General features: G+C 36.9%; 15 protein-coding genes and 1 pseudogene. 8 read left to right on the top strand and 8 right to left on the bottom strand.

Annotated features, from left to right (window positions below; translation table 11 throughout):
* Nucleotides 1-139: 139 nt before the first annotated feature.
* The 3 genes from GHC26_RS07460 (at nucleotide 140) to GHC26_RS07450 (ending at nucleotide 3245) form a co-directional block, all read left to right on the top strand.
* Nucleotides 140-1072, top strand: coding sequence for a DMT family transporter (locus GHC26_RS07460; RefSeq protein WP_163970634.1), 933 nt, complete (start codon nucleotides 140-142; stop codon nucleotides 1070-1072).
* Between the two features lie 1180 nt (nucleotides 1073-2252).
* The gene (locus GHC26_RS07455) at nucleotides 2253-3005 is read left to right on the top strand and encodes a hypothetical protein (protein ID WP_163970633.1); all 753 of its coding nucleotides are present in this window, start codon (nucleotides 2253-2255) and stop codon (nucleotides 3003-3005) included.
* A 30-nt stretch (nucleotides 3006-3035) separates the two neighbouring features.
* Nucleotides 3036-3245, top strand: a complete 210-nt coding sequence (locus GHC26_RS07450; protein WP_163970632.1) for a DUF6366 family protein — start codon at nucleotides 3036-3038, stop codon at nucleotides 3243-3245.
* A gap of 45 nt (nucleotides 3246-3290) precedes the next feature.
* Here the strand turns inward: GHC26_RS07450 and GHC26_RS07445 are convergent, their stop codons facing one another.
* Nucleotides 3291-4637: a short-chain fatty acid transporter gene (locus GHC26_RS07445; RefSeq protein ID WP_163970631.1), complete on the bottom strand. Its 1347-nt coding sequence runs from the start codon at nucleotides 4635-4637 to the stop codon at nucleotides 3291-3293.
* A 979-nt stretch (nucleotides 4638-5616) separates the two neighbouring features.
* Between GHC26_RS07445 and GHC26_RS07440 the strand changes: the two genes are divergently transcribed.
* The gene (locus tag GHC26_RS07440; protein WP_163970630.1) at nucleotides 5617-7224 is read left to right on the top strand and encodes a zinc ribbon domain-containing protein; all 1608 of its coding nucleotides are present in this window, start codon (nucleotides 5617-5619) and stop codon (nucleotides 7222-7224) included.
* Nucleotides 7225-7619: 395 nt separating this feature from the next.
* Nucleotides 7620-7925 carry a hypothetical protein gene (locus GHC26_RS07435; protein WP_163970629.1) on the top strand — a complete coding sequence of 102 codons (306 nt, stop codon included), beginning with the start codon at nucleotides 7620-7622 and terminating at the stop codon, nucleotides 7923-7925.
* A 202-nt stretch (nucleotides 7926-8127) separates the two neighbouring features.
* On the opposite strand, the gene GHC26_RS07430 is transcribed toward GHC26_RS07435, so the two are convergent.
* The 3 genes from GHC26_RS07430 to GHC26_RS07420 form a co-directional block, all read right to left on the bottom strand.
* Nucleotides 8128-9813: an HD-GYP domain-containing protein gene (locus tag GHC26_RS07430; protein ID WP_163970628.1), complete on the bottom strand. Its 1686-nt coding sequence runs from the start codon at nucleotides 9811-9813 to the stop codon at nucleotides 8128-8130.
* Between the two features lie 8 nt (nucleotides 9814-9821).
* Nucleotides 9822-10097, bottom strand: coding sequence for a helix-turn-helix domain-containing protein (locus tag GHC26_RS07425; protein ID WP_163970627.1), 276 nt, complete (start codon nucleotides 10095-10097; stop codon nucleotides 9822-9824).
* A gap of 609 nt (nucleotides 10098-10706) precedes the next feature.
* Nucleotides 10707-13181, bottom strand: a complete 2475-nt coding sequence (locus tag GHC26_RS07420) for a YheC/YheD family protein (protein WP_163970626.1) — start codon at nucleotides 13179-13181, stop codon at nucleotides 10707-10709.
* A gap of 367 nt (nucleotides 13182-13548) precedes the next feature.
* Between GHC26_RS07420 and hag the strand changes: the two genes are divergently transcribed.
* The 3 genes and pseudogenes from hag to GHC26_RS07405 form a co-directional block, all read left to right on the top strand.
* Entirely contained in the window at nucleotides 13549-14373 is an 825-nt protein-coding gene (gene hag / locus GHC26_RS07415) for a flagellin Hag (RefSeq protein WP_163970625.1), read from the top strand.
* A gap of 317 nt (nucleotides 14374-14690) precedes the next feature.
* Complete coding sequence (locus GHC26_RS07410) at nucleotides 14691-15650, top strand: transposase (RefSeq protein ID WP_163970624.1); 960 nt, start codon at nucleotides 14691-14693, stop codon at nucleotides 15648-15650.
* A 301-nt stretch (nucleotides 15651-15951) separates the two neighbouring features.
* Nucleotides 15952-16107, top strand: a pseudogene (locus GHC26_RS07405) (transposase); the annotation flags it as partial.
* 38 nt (nucleotides 16108-16145) lie between these two features.
* Here the strand turns inward: GHC26_RS07405 and GHC26_RS07400 are convergent.
* From GHC26_RS07400 to GHC26_RS07390, 4 genes are all read right to left on the bottom strand, one after another.
* Nucleotides 16146-16787, bottom strand: coding sequence for an IS110 family transposase (locus tag GHC26_RS07400; protein ID WP_226376891.1), 642 nt, complete (start codon nucleotides 16785-16787; stop codon nucleotides 16146-16148).
* Nucleotides 16784-16924, bottom strand: a complete 141-nt coding sequence (locus GHC26_RS15920; protein WP_226376890.1) for a hypothetical protein — start codon at nucleotides 16922-16924, stop codon at nucleotides 16784-16786. The genes GHC26_RS07400 and GHC26_RS15920 overlap by 4 nt, the downstream gene beginning before the upstream one ends.
* 637 nt (nucleotides 16925-17561) lie before the next feature.
* A complete protein-coding gene (locus GHC26_RS07395; protein ID WP_163970623.1) occupies nucleotides 17562-19022 on the bottom strand; it encodes an aldehyde dehydrogenase family protein in 1461 nt (486 codons plus the stop codon).
* Nucleotides 19023-19038: 16 nt separating this feature from the next.
* Nucleotides 19039-19899 (bottom strand): methyl-accepting chemotaxis protein, encoded by an 861-nt coding sequence (locus GHC26_RS07390; protein WP_163970684.1) that lies wholly within the window; start codon nucleotides 19897-19899, stop codon nucleotides 19039-19041.
* Nucleotides 19900-20040 lie beyond the last annotated feature (141 nt).

The following is a 20040-nucleotide window of genomic DNA, read 5'->3' as shown; positions in this document are numbered from 1 at the left end:
GCAATGCCAGTACTAGCACGTCCTGTCGAGTCTCACTGGCTAAGAACGCCACGTCAATCGCAACGCCAGCACTAGCACGTCCTGTGCGTCGGAAAATCCCCACCGAATGAGTTAAGCTTTATGTAAAGGAATGACTTACATGCAAAAGAGACCAATAAATCAATCATATATCACATTACTCCAACAGAAAAAATGGCTAACATGGTCGTTGATTCTATTAATTACTGTTATTTGGGGATATAGCTGGGTGTTAATGAAGGAGTCGCTATTCTATATGGGGCCGTTTACGTTTTCAGCGTTTCGGTTTGGTACGGGAGCACTGACTTTATTTGTGATTTTAATAATGATGAGAGCCCCATTACCGCCAAAAGATCAATGGAAGCATTTAATCATGATTGGGATATTACAAACATCGATCGTATTCTTGCTAACAATGTATGGATTACGATTTGTTGATGCTGGTAAGTCGTCCGTTCTACTGTATTCGATGCCGATTTTTAGTAGTATGTTTGCAGCAAGATTTTTACAGGAGAAACTGACGAAGCAAAAGGCTGTTGGTTTAGGCATTGGATTGTTCGGCCTGATTACGATTCTTGGCTGGGATGTCCTTATCGTACAGGATCCATTAGTTATTTTCGGTGAAGGTTTAATTATCATTGGAGCCATTTCCTGGGGTGTATCAAATGTTTATTACCGTAAAAACATAAAGGGGTTATCTCAGCTGCAAGTGACTGCATATCAAATGATGTTTGGAACCATCGGAATTATCCTTGCTGCCTTGGCAATGGAAGCGGGAGATCCAGTTATCCTAAACGGACATAGCATGTATATTGTTTTATTTACGGGAGTGCTTGCTTCAGCACTTTGTTTCACAGGCTGGTTTATCCTATTAAGTGCAGTTGACATGGTAACAGCTACCATTTCGACATTGCTTGTCCCGGTATTCGGGGTATTATTTAGTACGATTTTATTAGGCGAGACTTTAACAATCGGAATTATCATTGGATCATTGTTTATTTTGGCAGGCATTGTAATTGCTCAGATTTCGGTGAAAAAGGGAGATAGGGAGTAAATACTCAGATCAAACGTTTGTATATCGCTATAAAAAAAGTACGATCATATGGTAATAGTAAACTAGTAACTACGTAGCATGTGGGCGGTTGACCATCTCCCGACAGAAGGAAGGTGGTAGAAAGACGACATATGAAGTATTAAGTTTAGTAGCACAATTTAGCTTAACGATAACAGCTACTCTAACATTACTTGGCAGTAGGGAAAGTATAAACATCCCTACTGCATAAGGGCAACTAAGGGATTCACCTTAAAGGCTCAGTGAATCCCAAGTTTTCTAATTTCGATCGTCGTCTTTCTAAACAAAGAAAAGTAACCGCCCCGACCAATGGATTAGACGGTTACTACTTTGTATAATGCACCTTATTCTACGGTCAACCGCTTTTAATGCGGTCTGTAGTTACTATACCGAGTAGTTCGTGCTACTCGGCATTTTTCTAATACTTATATTATAGACTTTGATTACTTATTCAACCTAGAAACTGAATTACAAGGATAGGGTAAACCAACTTATATTAGGCTCTTTTCGGATACATTGTTGTTTTCTACTACTTATAATCTATATTATACGCAGAGGTTTTTCTATGAAAACCGCTACGGAAATACACTTCGCTTTCCGCGGGTGGCTGTTGAGCCTCCTCGTGCTACGCACTCCGGGGTCTCACCTATGCCTCTCTTCCCGCAGGAGTCTCCGTGTATTTCCTCCGCTAAAACCAGCTATTGCAATATATAAGCTTATTATTAGTGATTAGAGCGGAAGGAAGTCAACTCCTATTCAGTAGGTTTTGCTATTTATGTAACTTATAATAAATGATACATTTTGATTAGAAAATCTCTACAGTGAAGGCAGAATACGGAGACTCCTATGGGAACAGCACATGTCCGAAGCCCCCTAAAAGAAGTTCTGTGCTTCTGAGGAGGCTGAGGCCGTGTCCATGGCTAGGAAGACACTGTGAAAACGACAAGTTTGAACAGATGTCGCACTTGTGCCCCTGGTGAAAGCGAAGTATTCTGCCGGAACGGTAAATTACTGCGCAACATACATCTTATATGCATGACGTTATTAGAAAGCAATAACCTTTAGAAAACAGTCTTATATTATAAGAATTGTTGTCATACCATTATGAAAATGGGGAATATATGTTATGATCCAACTAAATGCTTTATAGGGGTGAATTTTTTTGTGGAAGGAAGTTATCCTAGAATTTCTTTTTAATGATAAAAAATATAGAAAAGTAAAGTTTGTGCTATTACTTATTTTTTGGATGATAGCCTTATTTTCCATAAGCTTTTTAGAGCTTTATGAAATATATGTATTCCTATTTGGACCAGTATTAATAGGGTTATTGGTGTTATCCATCGTAAAAATAGTGTGGTATAACAAGAAAAAAAATCTGAAAACAAGTCTGCTAGATAAGCTATTTCCGTTATTTATCATCCTATTGCTCATCGGCATTTCATATCTTTATGTTGATAACAAAGAATTATATGGAAATGATAAGGATTCTATTGTAAAAGTCATTCAGTCGATCGAAGGCTATGAAAATAATGAGATTGAGATTTTGCATATTAGAGATTTTGAAGCTTATCGGATCGTTGGATTTTTAGCAAATGGGAAGCCGTCTTACATCGAATTTCGGAAAAATAGCAGAGGAAATTATATTAGGGGAGTTGTTCGAACGGAAGAACAAGATTCCTTCCGTTTATTCTATCCCCCATTTTTTGAAGACTCTCTAATGATGTTTGTGACAAATAAGCAAAGTGAAATTGCAGAAATACAAATGGAAGTTAACGGGAGTCAGTTCGAGCAAACATTTACACCTCATGAAGCATCAGCCACTTGGATTGAATTACCGCAAACCGGTGATGGGAATGTTTCCTTTAAAAATATTTACTATTATGATGAAGACGGAAATGTGATAAAACAGGAATAAAGCGTGCGTGATGAAGGTGGGTACTGTTAAATGAGTCAAGAAACGCCAGAACAAAGAAGAGAAAGATTAAGGCAAGAAGAATTAAAGAGTAATCCAACTGGTAATTTGAATGATGCTTCTAAACGATCACAACAAGGGAGTCTTGTGGACTTAGTAGGGAGCTTAGGTTGGAAAGGCACGGGATTTCTTATCCTCTTGATGGTGGTAGGATTTATCTTTTATTCAGTCTTCTTTCGCTAATAAAAAATAGGTATGCGAAATAGCATACCTATTTTTTGCGCCTTTTTAGAAAAATAATAAGCCAATGGTAATTGGAATGAAGCTCCAGAATAGGATCATGACGCAGAAGCCCATAATGTCTTTTACTTTTAATCCCGCGATTGCAAGCAGCGGCAATGCCCAGAATGGCTGGATCATGTTCGTCCATGCATCTCCCCATGCTACGGCCATTGCTGTTTTGGCACCATCAACTCCAAGCTCCATTGCAGCAGGTATCATAATTGGACCCTGAATTGCCCATTGTCCTCCACCTGATGGAACAAAGAAGTTTACAATCCCTGCACTGATAAAGGTGAATAGTGGTAATGTAAAGTCATTCGAGATACTAACAAACCACATTGACATCTGCTCAGATAAGCCTGATTCGACCATCATACCCATAATCCCAGCATAGAATGGGAATTGAATGATGATTCCGCCCGCATTTTTTACAGCATCACTAACACTATTTAAGAAGCGGCGTGGTGTTCGGTGAGCAAGTATTCCGAGAAACAGCATGATAAAGTTAACAATATTAATATTTAAGTCAAGTCCGTTTTGAACGAAGTGGTAGATGATGAATACAAGTCCTAATAAGCCGATTACAAAGGAAACGATTTGACTATTTTCTAGTCGCTCAGCAGGTGTTGCATCTTCATCTATTTGTGTATTGGTTGGTTCTTCTTCCTCTAGGCTTTTACTTGTTTGCATATTAATAAATTCTTGATCAATTTTCCCGACACCTTGTGTTGACTTCATTAAAAGACGGTTAAGCAATGGTAACGAAATTAATAGAGCAATGACGATAAATAAGTTAGCATTGCTTAGAAGTGTTTCTGTAATAGGAACGACACCTAAAATATCTGTTAAAAAGTGATCTTCTGTTGCGATCGTGAGCGGAACTGATCCTGACAAACCACCATGCCATAGTAGGAATGCACTATAGGCACTCGCCATTAACAAACGATAATCAACCGATGGAACGCGTTTTGCGACATGGATAGCAAGTAAGGCACCAACTACTAATCCGAATCCATAATTGATAAGACAGGCAATTGCTGCGACAAATGTCACGAGCATAATGGCTTGGCCTGGTGAGTTTGCAAATGTACTAATTTTAGCAAGGACTCTTTTAACGACAGGACTATTAGCAAGAATATAACCTGTTACGACAATTAACGACATCTGCATGGCAAATGCTAATAAATCCCAAAAACCAGTACCCCAATGTTCCACCATTTGCATTGGGGAGCTATTGGTAAATCCAATTCCGAGAATAAACACAATAAAGGTTAAAATAATCGCAAAAAGGAATGCATCTGGTAGATACCTTCTTACCATACGATCAAAAAATAACGTAATCGATTGAAACATGTTTTTCCCTCCTTTTGTTATTATAATCGAACTTATCTACAGTACAATACTATTCTGTTGTTTTCAGAATTATTATATAGTTTATGTGCGGAAGGGATATGAATATAAGTGTAAAAGATAGGGCGCGCGGAATGTATTATGAGTATTCTACATGAAAGAACAATTACTGTTGAAGAGGTTTATTTATGTGAGAGAAGAAATTAGTCAACAATTGAAATATGTTATATCTGTTGTTTTGTATCGTTGCATTATATATTATGCGCAGTTGGTTTTCGCTATAATTATCGCTACGACTTCGCTAGTTTGTGTTATTCTATTTCTTATTAATATCTTTATTAATAGTAATACAATAGTTGATTTGAGCGGAGGACAGTTGACTCTTATAGGGACAGCACGTATATAGACTTAAGCAGGAAGTGGTTTGCTTCCGAGGAGGCTGAGGCCGTGCCTGCGGTAAAGAAGACACTGTGAAAACGTAAAGTTTGAACAGATGTCGCACTTATGCCCGTGGTGAAAGCGACTGTCAGGAGTGGAAATCAAACCTCGCATTCTATCAATTACTCATTAATACTTATTCTTAATCCATTTTCCCGAAAGAAGGGAGGTGGCTACTTTGACATTAACTGTGACTATTGTCGTCCTAACAAATAGAAAGTAACCGCCCCATTTTGACCAGCGGAGTAGACGGTTACTTCTCGGAACTACGCAACTTATTCACAGTCAACCGCTCTTGATGCGGTTTGTAATTACTACTACCAGGTGGAGAGTGCCACTCGGTATTTTTTATTCGACATATAGTATATGATAAACATGATTATTTACTCAAGTGATTCTAATTATCTAAATGTTGACGTTTTATATCTAGCATTCTATGACTTTTCTGTCTGATTTTCTCCCATTTTCGACAATTTTATAGTATAATATCTCTATCTTTACGTAATTGTCAAAAAATAGATAGAAAAAACAAGGGGGAAGTATATTGAAGTTTTGTAAACATTGTGGAAAGGAGCTTGTCGAGGGTGCCAAGTTCTGTAAATATTGCGGAAACGAAGTAGCTAGTGACGACACTCCAGTACAAGAAACAACTAATGACACAGGTCTTTCTGGTCAGGAAGAAAGTGGCCTGTCGAATGCAGGGGAAGATAAGCCAGTAAATGATGATCAGCAACAAGATCAAGGTGGAGGGCTCACAGGATCAAGTGGTGGTAGCACATCCTCTAGTGGTGGAGGTTCTGCCGTTTCGAAGTTAACCAAGCAACAAAAATTATATATGGCAATTGCAGGTGGAATTATAGTTTTATTAATTATTGCCTATCAAGTTGGTTCTTCGATGACATCACATGAAAAAATTGTGGAGAAGTTTGAAACAGCTATGATTGAAAATGATGCAGACCAAGTAGCGAAATTACTAGAAACCAATACGAAAAATTTGGAGATTGATGAAAATAGTGTAACAGGATTTATCGAATATTATGCAGAATCTCCAAGTGATTTTGAACAAATGATTCAGCACTTGAAAGATCAATCCCGTTTATATGAAAATAATCCTGATGCTATAGAACCACAATTAGAAGGTGGTGCTGTATCTGGTACACCTGTTAATTTAGTAAGGGATGGCAAGACATTCGGTATTTTTGATAATTACGATATTGTGATTGAACCAGTTTATTTTAGAATTTATACTAATTATGAAGATACGACCATCTCTATTAATGGGGAAGAGGTTGCAACAGCAGATAAAGAAGACTATTCCAAAGAAATAGGTCCATACGTACCTGGAACCTACACCTTTACAGCTACATATGAATCAGATTATGTGGAACTCTCTACAGAAACAGAACGCACAAACTTCGATCCAGGATATACGAGCGAAGTAGATCTTTATATTGAGGGTGATGATGTAGAGTTTTATGTGCCATTTGAGAATTTAGATCACGTTACCCTTTATTTGAATGGGGAAGACACTGGGATCAACCTGAAAGAACAAAGTATTGTAGGTCCACTATTAACAGATGGTTCGATGACAGCTTCCTTTGAGGCTGAATTCCCATGGGGTACGGCAAAAACGGAAGAGAGACCAATTGAGTCCTACTATATGGATGTTATCTTTACACCTAGTGAAGAAGTTGTTCAGCAAGTTCAAGATACCATCGTTCAATTTACGAAAGAGAATTTAGCAGTTCGTACAACAGCAGATGCAAGTCAAATGACAACGGCAACTGAAGACATTGTGGAAGAACGTGTAGACAACGCAGAATATGAACAAGAATACGATTATTATTACCAAGGACGCTTTACCGGTACAGACTTCTATCCAGATTCTTATTCGATTTCCTATTATGGAGATGGCTGGCATATTGAAGCGAATGCAACGGTAATGTATGAATCAGCAACATATTATGATCTTGATTCAGACGTAGATTTGGATGAAACAAGTGAGGATGTAGGCTATGGTCTTCTCTATGATGAGGATTCTGGAGAATGGATCATTGATTCTGTCGGCTGGGCAGGTTACTATGAAGAAAGTAATGCGGTTGAATATCGCGAACCAGAACCAGAAACGTATACAAGTGAGTGGGCAAAATAAAATTAGGAAGAGGGGCTCGTTGACAATGTCAGCGAGCTTTTTTTGTATGGATGGATGAGAAGGTCGTGCGTGGTAGAGCAAAATTCGTGCGAGATTGTGTCGAACTCGTGCGTAAGAGGGAGGAAGTCGTGCGACATAGCGCCAATCTCATGCATGATAGGGGAAAAGTCATGCACAAACTGGACAAAGTCGTGCACCAAGCAAGAAAAGTCATGCGACACAACGCCATTCTTATGCAAGAAAGCAATAAACTCATGCAAGAACACTAGAAACTCGTGCAACTAAAACAATTCCCCAATGTCGATAAATGTCACATTTCACATTATGTTCGCTTGTGACCTAATCAACCCCATGCTAAACTAAGAAAATAATAAGAGAAAGGAGGGAAACTAAAAGTGAGTAACATAACCATGGAGGATCTATTCGTAGCCATCAAGGAATTATCTGATGAAGTTAAAGGTGTTAAAACGATTGTAGGGAATGTAGAAAAAAGAGTCGATTCCATTGAAAATAGACTAGATAATGTGGAATCTAGATTAGATAACGTAGAGTCTAGATTAGGTAACGTAGAATCAAGATTAGATACTATCGAATTAGACATGAAGGATATGAAACAAGCGATCCGTAAAGTTGACCATAAAGTATCTGTCTTCTCTGACGATCTTGTTGATGCTCGAGCTGATATCTCGATACTCCAGTAAGACATGAAACAGCAGAAAAGCTTGTAAACTTCAATAAACAACATTAAATAAACCTGTCCTACACAATCTTCTACTAGATCATTCTTCAAAAGGACCCTCCAAAGCATGCACACGACGTTGCGTGCTTTTATTTTGCATCCATCTACCCTTCCCAACCAAAAAACTCATCCAGTCGGGGAACAGACCAGATGAGAAGTAGTCATTAGCCATGTGCTGCAAGTGTATGTTTCACTTCCAATGTCCGTAAGCGATCAAACATATGCAATGATTGATGTTCGGTATGGAAGAGATCTTTTAATAGGAATGAGATGTCATAACAGGATGTATGATACATATCTGCTTTAAATGGCGGAAATTCTTGCATTCGCCGCTTGTCACTTTCCTCTCGATGAATCATACATACGTGGGAGATCTCATTTTTCTTAACATATGCCTCTAATTGTGTTGCAGAAAATGCTTGATGAATGACCATTGGAAAGACATGTTCCAAATGCAGCAAATTTAGCAAACTTTTAACTGGTACCGTATTTTCAACACTTTCTTCCATGATAAAAAGGACACGTGTATGGTATTCGTTTAATTTAATATTGTCATGTTCAAACTCATTCAATAAGTCCATTAATATCTTGTGACTCACTTCAAACTCCTCATTAGAGCGTAAGCGATTTGTCGCCTTATAATATACAGGCAGAATAATCTGGGTATACACATCTTCTAATTGTCTCCCATCAATCAGTTTTGCAAATGTGTTTTGAGCCTCTTTACTTTGTCCATTTAATACCGCGTCTACGAATTCGTTATACAGTTGTTCCATTGACTTTACTTCAGAATTAATCATCCTAGAAATGGTTACAGAAAAGTCTAAGGGCAATGTTTCAGTCGTATGGTCGGGAATTCGTCTAACATAGGGAAGAGTTGGTACTCCATTTGGCATATCCTCGATGGTTGCTGGTGTATCGTCAGACAAAACGACGGTTGCATCAGAGGGATAAATGTTTAAGGTGTCCACAAAGTCGTATAATAGATTCATATCAAACATTTTATAGTCTCGGAAAAGGATTTGTAATGCCTCTTGTGCTGGTAGTTCATCCTTGTAGGCTCGTTTTAAGGTGAGTGCAGAGTAAACGTCAACCATTTGTAAAATGCGCAATTCTTTGGAAAGGCTTTCCTCTGTCAGTGAATCTGGATAGCCTGATCCGTCCATCCGTTCATGGTGTGATCTAGCAAAGTGTGCGATCTGATCTTGTCCAAGCGAACGTAAAATAGATTCCCCTTGAGTGGTATGGGTTTTAATCAGTTCAAATTCAGCATTCGTTAATTTCCGTTCTTTATGCAGAATTTCTTGTGGGATATTCATTTTGCCGATGTCATGAAATAAATAACCCAATGCAATCGTTTCAAGGGATCTTAAGTTATGCTTCTTAGCCATTAATGTTCCCAGCACAAATACATCAAAGGAATGGACAAATGCATAGCGATCCCACCTATGAAGTGCGTATAGTGTGTCGATGAATGGATAGTTTTGATGGATATTTAGAAACATTTCTTTCAAAAATAGGATATCTTCTTCTTTATTTAACAGCATCCCATATCGATATTCGTATCCGACATATGCCAATGTATGCAAAAAGATTTCTTCTACTTTTGCCTCATCCTGAACATAAATGGTTTTGTTTTGGTCAGGAAACGGCATTTCTAGTTCTTCTATTGCTTGAAGCTCTTCTTCTGGTTCTTGGATAGTTACAGTTTTTATGTTGCGTTTTTTAATTAGTTCAATCATCCGTCTTGTTAGTTCTGTTCCTTTTTTCAGCACCAATGTATTGTTCGTAACGAGATCTTCTGCTAATACTTCATTTGGTAAGATGTCATTCACATGTTTGGTGGTCATTGCTTATCCTATCCTTTCTTTAGATCATAGTTGGTGCAATTTAGTTCTAGATCAATATCAACGATTTCAACTAATGATACCTCTAACGCATGGGCAAGCTTGTATAAATTTAAGATCGAAATGTTTCGCTTTCCGTTCTCGACTTCTGTGTAGTAGGATCTTGTAAACCCAGCAATATGTGCCAGTTCTTCTTGTGTGAGTGCTTTCTGATGTCGAATTTCTTTTAATCTAGTACCAAGTCCGTTTAAAAAAGCAACTTCTTTCGCTAAGAATAATGCTTCCACATAAAACGACCTCCTTCGTCATAAAAGGGTAAACTTCTATTTAATAAGTAAACATTAATAGGAATTAATACTTAATTTCCCTTATTATCTTTAATTTAAACTGTTACTTATGTCTCATTAAATTTATATTATGGCAGTTTCGCGAACAAACTCAACCTGATATGAGTGACATTATTCGTCAATGTTTTTATTTTCGTTTTCATAGTGGTAATAGTACGAAAAGTTAATATCATTTTTCTACAATTTTTTTCAAAAAAAGACTAAACACATTTATTCGCTTCCATTACGGGAGGATCTGATGCAGTAAAAAGTGTTAATACGATTGTAGGGAACATAAAGAAAAGAGTTGATGTGTCATGGGAAATAAAGTTAATAACATTGATCATGATAATATCGAATTGGACATAGAAGATGTGAAACAAGGCATCCGTAAAGTTGATCTTAAAGGATACTAGCGCCTATATATCCACACTCTAGCAAGAAATGAAGTGGCAGAAAAGCTTGTAGGATTGGGCTTGTCAAAACATATATTATGAATTTATTGATTGAAAAAACTGCCAAGTGACTTCTTGGCAGTTTTAACGTGATTTCCTATATAATTTATTCGATTTATATTTGTAATTCTTTATTCTTATTTAAAGAAACTACATCTTCCGCATACTCCATGATCGCTTCTGCATGTTTAGTGGCATCATAGATTCTTGCAGGGCCGTTTGGATCGATGTCTATTACTTCTAATTGCTGCTTTTCATTTATTGCTAACTCAACAGCTACCTCGGAAATGACGTCACCATATATTTTTCGAAGTTCACTAGCAATTATTTTGGATACTTCTTCTGTTCTGTTTTTAAAAAGGATCGCATTTTCTTTACTATAATTATCATGAAGGAATTCCACAAAATCTTCTTTTGCTGCGGTATTACCTGTTTTCTGTGTATAAAGGCTTACAAAACGCCATTCTTCTTTCCATAGCATCAGATGTGCATAGATGCTGAATGTTTGATCATGTTTATCTGAACTTCTTGGATCTTTCTGAATGATATAGTTTGTTTCGTTTATCATGTTCTTTATTTTGTTTTGTAATGGCAACTCATTATATTCTTTAACTGTATTACCGCTTGTTAAAGCATATTTTCGGTTGGAACGTATTTCGATACCATATCCTCCTTGATTTAAGTTTTCTGGTTTCAGCAGAACTTTCCCGTAGTCCTCGATGGAACGGAAAATGTCCCTTGCTTTCGTAACCTTTCGAAATGGGACTTGAATAGTTGAAATAGCTTCTATATCGTGAATTCTATTATATATTTCAGATCTGTTGTATCTTTTGGTTTCCCACTCATTGGTGAATGGAATGTCCTCCAGTTCTTCATAGATCCAATGTGCATTTTTATCACCACGCAGTTTTAGACGATCAAAAATAATATCAGGATATTCGACTATTTTTGGCACCCATTCATCATGCTCGTAAAAATACCCTTTAATCAGCATTTCATCATAGTCCAAATCTTTAGGTGTAAAGGAAATGAGTTGAATATTTTGCTTTTTAGCAGCTTTTGCGCAAGCAACTGCTAATGGATCATTTACTATTTTCCCTGTTAACATTCCAATAGTAGGTTGATTATCTAATTCTGCAAGTTCAAGGTTAGATATTTGTGCTTGAAACAAGCCATTTTCTGCTTTCCTGTTATTATCGACGTGTACAATACCATTTTTGGCTATGTATTTTGCATAGGCGATGGTATGTACTGCTCTTTTATCATCAAAAAAGCGAGTAACTGGGCCATTATTTGCTTCATGCATCCATACGCGATTTGCATCATCAATAGTAAGATCAAGTCCGAGTTCATCAAGAGTGAATCCATATAATTTATCAAGGTGCATAGCAACATCTATAGCGAGTTCTTTAAAAAAATGTTCGTATTCATTGCCTTTTTCCTCCCCATATTCTTGTTGCAGAAAGGTATGAATTTCCTCTCTTCTTCCTCCAGCATTTAAATTACTAATATTTCCTTTTTTATTTCCAACTGTAACATAAATATGTGTAACAACCCATTTACCCTCTCCATTCTTCTGTACTTGCGAACGAATATGAAAAGGTTCATCATCTTTTGTTCGTGCATTAATATAACGCTGCACAATAAAACTCCCTTTATCACTTAACACAATAGATTTTAACCATTTTTGGAATGTTTCATGGTTTAGAATACGCTCTTTCTTATGTTCTAATAATATGTAGTGATTACCCTTTTTTGTCACAAAGTAAATATTTTCTGCACGGTTACTGCGAATACCTTTAAATACAACTTTCATATTTTTATCTATAAAAGTATGAATATCCTCTTCATTACGGCAACGTATAAAAGGAACAAGTAATTCAGCAAACTTGCGATGCTTAACCATTTTCTTCGGTAAGGTATACTTATTTCCAACAAAAAAACTAGTAAAAGGAATTATTCTCCGCAACTTTCTTTCAACATGGGACCGTTTACCTGCACCTGCATTATTAATAACATCAGGAAAAGAAGTTGTTACACGTCTCCACTCTCCGTTTTTATACTCATCTGCTGTAACAGTTTTATTGTCAAAATCAACATCCTCAGAAGTAAAGAAATGAACCCGAGTATTTTGTTTTTCACCTTCCTGGACTAACGCATTAACACGTGATTCCATGTAAAATTCACGCGGATTTCGAAATGAATGGAATACACCTATCGTATATATTTTCTCTTTGTGTTGGTCTCCTATTTCATCAGCAATTCCTTGTTCCATTTTCTTTAGTAACGGTAATAAAGAAAACTGTAATATTTCACTTATTTTTATGAAATTCCCTTTCTCAAGTAACTTCGCAATATCTAGTAAATACTTTTCCACTTTATTTTTGTTAGTGTTCCATTCGTCATGGTTTGAACCAGTGTAAGAAATGTTGTTAACCGCTCCAAATCCTTCAACGATTGAACTAAAAATAAAAATACTTTGATTCAATTCTTTTTCTTTAATAAGTTTATGAAAATGCTCCGTAGCTTCTATTAAGGTTTGCACTATATTACGAACTTGCTGTAGTTGTTTGTCTGACGAAGATTGCATATACGACACTCCTAAATTATTTAGTATGTTTGAAGTTCCCTATTTGTAATATCGGTTTGCGATAGATTATATTAAGTAGATCTATTGAATGTATAATTGGTTTTGTATTAACAAAATATAATAGAATATCTTCACCCTTGCTTTGCACCATAGATTAGTAAAACTATTTTCCTATAAAAAATTTTATAAATGCACTTTAACATTTGATAAACCTTCCGATATAAGATGTAAGTCATCGAACTGATGATAAATTAACCTAACGTTAGGTAGAAACACGGTAATAACTCTTAACTAGAGAGTTGTTATAGATATGCGGGACATAAGGATGTGACCCGCAAAAAAAACAAATACATGGAGGTAAGGAATTATGCAAATTAATCACAACATAGCTGCTCTTAACGCACACCGCCAATTAGGAGCAAACCAAGGTGCAACACAAAATTCATTGGAGAAGCTTTCTTCAGGTCTTCGTATTAACAAAGCTGGAGATGATGCAGCAGGACTAGCAATCTCTGAAAAAATGCGTGGACAAATTCGTGGTCTTGAACAAGCATCAAGAAATGCTCAAGACGGTATTTCGTTAATCCAAACTGCTGAAGGAGCACTAAATGAAACACATTCTATTTTACAACGTATGCGTGAATTAGCTGTACAAAGTGCTAATGATACAAATGATGATTCAGTTGATCGTGCAGCACTAAACCAAGAGTTTTCTGATCTAGCAGATGAGATAACCCGTATCTCTGAGGATACAAAATTTAATGGAAAAGACTTATTAAATGGTTCAGCATCTTTTGAAATTCATGTTGGGGCGGATGCGGATCAAGCAATTACTGTTGCTTTGGATACAACAGGATTTTCAGCATCTGATTTATCAGTCGATGCTGAAACACTGAGTTTAGATTCTCAAGAAAACGCTGATACTGCAATAACGGAGATTCAAACTGCAATTGATACTGTTTCAACTGAGAGGGGTAAATTGGGTGCATTCCAAAATCGCCTAGAGCATACTATCAACAACCTGGGAACTTCAGCTGAGAACCTAACTGCTGCGGAATCACGTATTAGAGACGTGGATATGGCATCTGAAATGATGGAATTCACTAAGAATAACATCCTTTCTCAAGCGGCACAAAGTATGTTAGCCCAAGCAAATCAGCAGCCCCAAGGAGTATTACAACTTCTACAATAATATATTTTTTGAAATGGAATCTATTTAAGTTTACCCGAAAATAAAGCTTGACTTGTAAATATAAATAGGCATCAAAAAGTGCTAGTTTTAAAGTACTTTTTGATGCCTATTTTAACCTTTTATACCCAAAATGGACGGATATTAATGGTAAAATAAAAAGAAAAGCCCCCATTAGCGTCTGATGAAATTTTATCGACCAAAACAAAATTTAACCACTAACAAGGAGACTTTTCTATGTCAGATTATAACACACTTAACCAAGCTATTTAAACCACAAAACGTTCCATTTTTAAATTGCCTCAAAATTAGGTAAAGGGATGCAAAAACCAAATAAAAATTTTATGATGGATATATTTTTTGGACTCGCAAAGAGTAAATCTGTTCTACTGTCTAACATTTCACGTGCACTCGAGGAGCCAATCAAAGCAATTCAAACGATTAAACGGTTATCCAATCGCTTGGATGAATTTCACGAAGAAGACAAGCTGTTGGATAACTATGAAGAAATGATTAAACCCTACCTCAAAGAAAATGATAATCTGATTCTCGTTGATACTTCTGAAATTGTTAAACCTGCCGCCAGTAAAATGGAAGCGCTTGGGCGCGTAAGAGACGGCTCAACGGGGAAGATAGAGAATGGCTATTGGACAACGAGCATGATTGCCGTCGGTCCAAAAACGAAACACCCCATTTCAGTTTATTCTCATCTGTACTCTTCCTGTGAACAAGGGTTTATCAGTGAAAATGAAGAAACTTATAAAGGCTTCCGTTATGTGAATCAACTATTGGAGGACAAGAAGGCAACATTTGTCATGGATCGGGGATATGACAATATAGAAGTCATGAAAAAGGTTCTGGGGCAAGAAGATAACTTTATCATTCGGTTAAAGAAAAACCGGAATTTATTGTATCAGGGTAAAAAATATTCCGTACATGATTTAGCTGTGAGAAGGAAAGGGGAAATTAATTTCCGTTCTGAGATTAAAGGGACGGTATATGATTTAAAAGTCTCTCATATTACAGTCGAAATACCTTCCCTAAAAGATAAGAAACTTACGATGGTGGTTGTTTATGGATATGGCAAAGAACCTATGGTTCTACTGACGAATAAACGGATCAGAAAGAAGACGGAAGTGCTTTCGATTTTAAAAGCATATATTACCAGATGGCGCATAGAAGAGATGTTTCGTGTACAAAAGCAGGAATTCGAACTAGAGGATATCCGTGTTCGATCTTTAACTAGCCTGAAAAGAATGTTCTACTTGTATCCATCATGATCACATTTATGACTTTGAAAACCGAGAAGAAAAATGGATTTTTACATACCGTCATTGAACGGGCAAAAGGTATTAAAGGCAAAGATCAGATCAAAATGTATCTATACCGTTTTTCGGCAGGGATGAAAGCAATACTGGAAAAGGATGGGCATGGTATCCAGCATTTTAAATACATAGAAAGACCCAAATCCCCACTCCAGCTTTCCTTCAAGTTTTAAATTGGTTAACTGAATAGATTTTTAAAAAACGCGCGATACGGACGTTTATTTGTGTTGGAGAAAGTTAAGCTTTCCAGGATCAGTTTCCCGAACTGAAAAAGAAATATTGGGGTCAACATTTATGGGCAAGAGGTTATTTCTGTGCCGCAGTTGGATCAGTGGATGAAGAAACAATAAGAAATTATATAGCAAATCAGTTTAGTGAAGAAAAGAACGCAACATTTAGGATTGAGGAATGAGTTTAGTCTATATTTAGTTTGCTTTTAGCATTTCGTCTTTAAGATGACTTCAGTCTTAACAACGACTTTAGTCGTAGACATTTTATGTCCAAATCCACCTGCTTTAGCAGGTGGTCGTTTAAGTCTTCGTAGTGTTGTTTAATAACTACAATTTTCCCTTCCTGTTCTGGTTTAATAAAACCGTCTATAGCAAGTTTTAGTTCATCCATTTTATTTCTCAGAGCTCCGTAAACAAGTGGTTCGATGTCAAAATTTGTGTTAGTTGGATCCTCCAATAGTTTTTCAATGATACTCATTGAACTTTTTCCAAAGGTATCGGATACCACACTTGCAAGTTGAATATTCGAAACCGTTAAACTGTTTTGAAGCCGATTCTTTTCGCTAGATATAAAGTTTGTTAGTTTCGTTCGATAACGCATTAAATCGCGAAGTTGCCTAATATCAGTTGGAGGTATAAAGCTACCAGCAACTAAATCATGTTTAAACAAATCCGCAATCCATTTTGCGTCTTTCTTATCCGTCTTTTTGCCTCGGATTGCTTTTACGTATTTAGGCTGTGCAAGTTTGATGTTACAGGAATCTTCTAATATATTGAACACGGGAATCCAGTATTCCCCAGTATACTCCATACAGACATCCTTGCAGTTGTTTTCACAAAGCCATTGTGACAGCTCTCTCAACCCTTTGGTATAGTTGAAAAGCGATGGCGTTTGTAGGAAGTAACACCCTTTTCATTCGTTGAAGCAATACAAGCTACAACAAAGGTTTTGTGGACATCAATCCCACAACAAATAGGGTAAACAATTTTTAAACCCATGAAATAGTACTCCTCTCTAGAGTATATAGAGATAAAGCGCAGGGACTGATTACCCAGCTATAAACGAGAAGTTGCTTATACAAAGATAAGTCTTCGTGCTCTATTGGGCACATTTATTTGTGCTTGAAAAGGTAATCTACACATATATATACGCGGTCATCCCTCTATAGGAATAACCCACTCACCTCCACGTGATTTGTAGTGTACGAATTATCTCTATAACTCTAGAATAGCCTATATTGCGCAAAGTGCAAGAATTTATTTCATGGCGTTTTGTGCCTTGAGCGAAGAGAAAGGCATGTTTATATACACTAGAAAACAAATCCAATCGAATCTGCAAAATGACAAAATTAATTATAGATGTTACGGGGCAAACAAATTTACTCGTCTTACTCATGAGGTTCGGAACTATTCAACGAACACAACTGTGTACAAAGTGTCTCAGTTGCAACTGACGAACAAGTGTTTATGATGAGTGAAATAGAAAGAGCTTCGCAAGTATTTGCTGAATTAGTAAAACAACTTCAAAAAGAAGTGAGTAAATTTAAAATATAACAAAACAGCTGTCCTTTGAGTTAAGGGCAGCTGTTTTATTGGTGTTCTGGCATGTGTGCATTTGTTTCGACTGACTCGATTCTTAAGAATACGGATACTGTCTAGCTTTATGCTGAATTGAAATCCATTTAAATGTAGTGAATGCATCTAAACTCCATTCACCATTCAATCGTCCTAGACCAGAATTTTTAACACCACCGAATGCTACCATTGGCTCATCGTTAATGGTTCCATCGTTTATATGAATCATTCCAGTATCCATTTGTTTCGCAAGTTCTGCGCCTCGTTCTACATCTGTTGTGTGAATGGCACCGCTTAGGCCATATAGGCTATCGTTCGCATAAGCTAATACTTCTTCGTCATTAGACACCTTCATGATAGAAATAACTGGGGCAAATAATTCCTCCTGTGCAATGTCCATGTCAGGTGTTACATTTGTGAAGACAACTGGTTCGATAATGTTTCCTTCTACTTTCCCTTTTACGACAGGGTTAGCTCCTTCTTTAATTCCTTTTTCTATAAGATCTATTGTCCCTTGAACTTGACGCTCATTAATTAATGGTCCAATAATAGTGTTTGGATCTTTTGGATCGCCACATGTTAATTTGGAAACTTTGTCTACATATTTTTCAACGAATTCATCGTACACTTTTTCATGTACAATTAAGCGGTTTGCTGACATACAAATTTGCCCTTGGTGTGTGAAACGACTGAAAACAGCTGCACTTACGGCAAGATCGATATCGGCATCTTCTAGTACGACAAGTGCACTATTACCACCTAACTCTAAGTGTGCTTCTTTTAGGTTTCTCCCTGCTACTTCGCCAATGTGTTTTCCGACTTTTGTAGATCCTGTAAATGAAATAGCACGTGGTACAGGATGTTCAACGAAGTTATCACCAATTTCTGCAATTTCTGTTGTGATAACATTTAGAAGGCCTTTTGGCAATCCAGCACTTTCGAAAATCTTGGCAATCATTGTTCCACCCGTAATTGGTGTATGTTCATGAGGCTTTAATACAACCCCGTTTCCCGCTCCCAAAGCTGGTGCTACAGATTTCATCGATAAAAAGAAAGGGAAATTAAATGGACTAATGATACCGACAACCCCTACTGGCATACGGTACACGCGATTTTCCTTATCATCAATTGGGGAAGGAAGAATCTTTCCGTCCATTTTTAATGGGAAGGTGGATGCTTCTTTAATCATATTCGTCACAAGACCAATTTCAAATTCCGCTTTTAATCTTGTTCCACCAATTTCGTCGATAATCGTTTCGACAATAGTCTCATGGTTTTCTTCGATATAAGCTACTGCTTTTTCAAATACTTCTCGTTGTACAACAGGATTCGCTTTTGCCCATTGTTTTTGCACATTATTGGCTGATTGATATGCATCATCAAGGTCTTGAAGGTTGGCTGCTTTATATGTAGCAATAACCTCCCCATTATATGGATTTTTATTTTCCATCGTACGACTACTTGAACCATCTCTCCATTCACCTTGGATATATTGGCTATGTAATGCTTTGAAATTTGTCATTTTGGTCACTCCTTGTTCAGTCTTTTGCTTGGATATTGGCTTTTGCAAGATTTGCTAGTGTATGAACATTGCCATTTATTTCTTGCATTGTTGCAGTTAGTTCTTCAATTGCTGCTGATTGCGTATCTGATTGTTGATTCACATCTTGAATGTATTGACTTAATTTTTCGATAACATCTTTGATTTTTTCGGTGATGTTATGAATCTCGGTAACTTGGTTTTTGGAATTAGTAGCCATTTTTCTTATTTCATCAGCAACGACAGAAAATCCTTTACCATGTTCACCTGCACGGGCTGATTCTATTGAGGCGTTTAATCCAAGTAGATTACTTTGGTCTGCAATTTCTTTTACAACATTAGAAATTTGCTCAATGGAATCCACACTTTGCGTTACTTCTGTTGCTTTTTCTGAAACAGATGTCATGTTAGTAGATAGATCTGAAATCGATTGAGCCATGTCTTGGATTGTGTTTGTAACATCATCAACTACAGAAGAAAGGTTAGATGAAACTTCTGAGAGCTGATTGGCTTTCTCGATGCTTAACCCAACACCAACTCCCCCGATAATAGTGCCATTTTCATCGTGTAAAGGTACTGCTCTGGCAATAAGATGTACACCAAATAATTCAGGTGGCACAACAGCCGCTTGATTTTTATTTTCACGAATGGCGTTTGTGACAATATCTCCATCAACCAACGGATCACCAGGATTCACATTTAAGGAAAACGTTTCTGCAGGAAAATTAATAATTAACTTTTCTGTATCGTAAATACCAATGGTAATATCGTCATTTATTAGCGATTGCAGTAGTGGACCGACTTGTATAAATGATTGTATTAATGGATGATACTCCTTTCCTGTTCCTTGTTTTGTAATCACGGGAAGTATACACTCCTTTCTTAATTTTTTTATCTTTACTTATATCGGTTGAGTTATATCAAAATGAAGATGAATTTTAAATGTCAGAAACTTAAAACAATTTATGGATCTAGAGGGTCAGACCCCATCCAAGGACAA

The organism is Oceanobacillus halotolerans (genome assembly GCF_010993955.1).
GTDB lineage: Bacteria > Bacillota > Bacilli > Bacillales > Amphibacillaceae > Oceanibacillus_A > Oceanibacillus_A halotolerans.
Note: the sequence above shows the minus strand (reverse complement) of the source record. Positions and strands in the feature narration are given on the sequence as shown.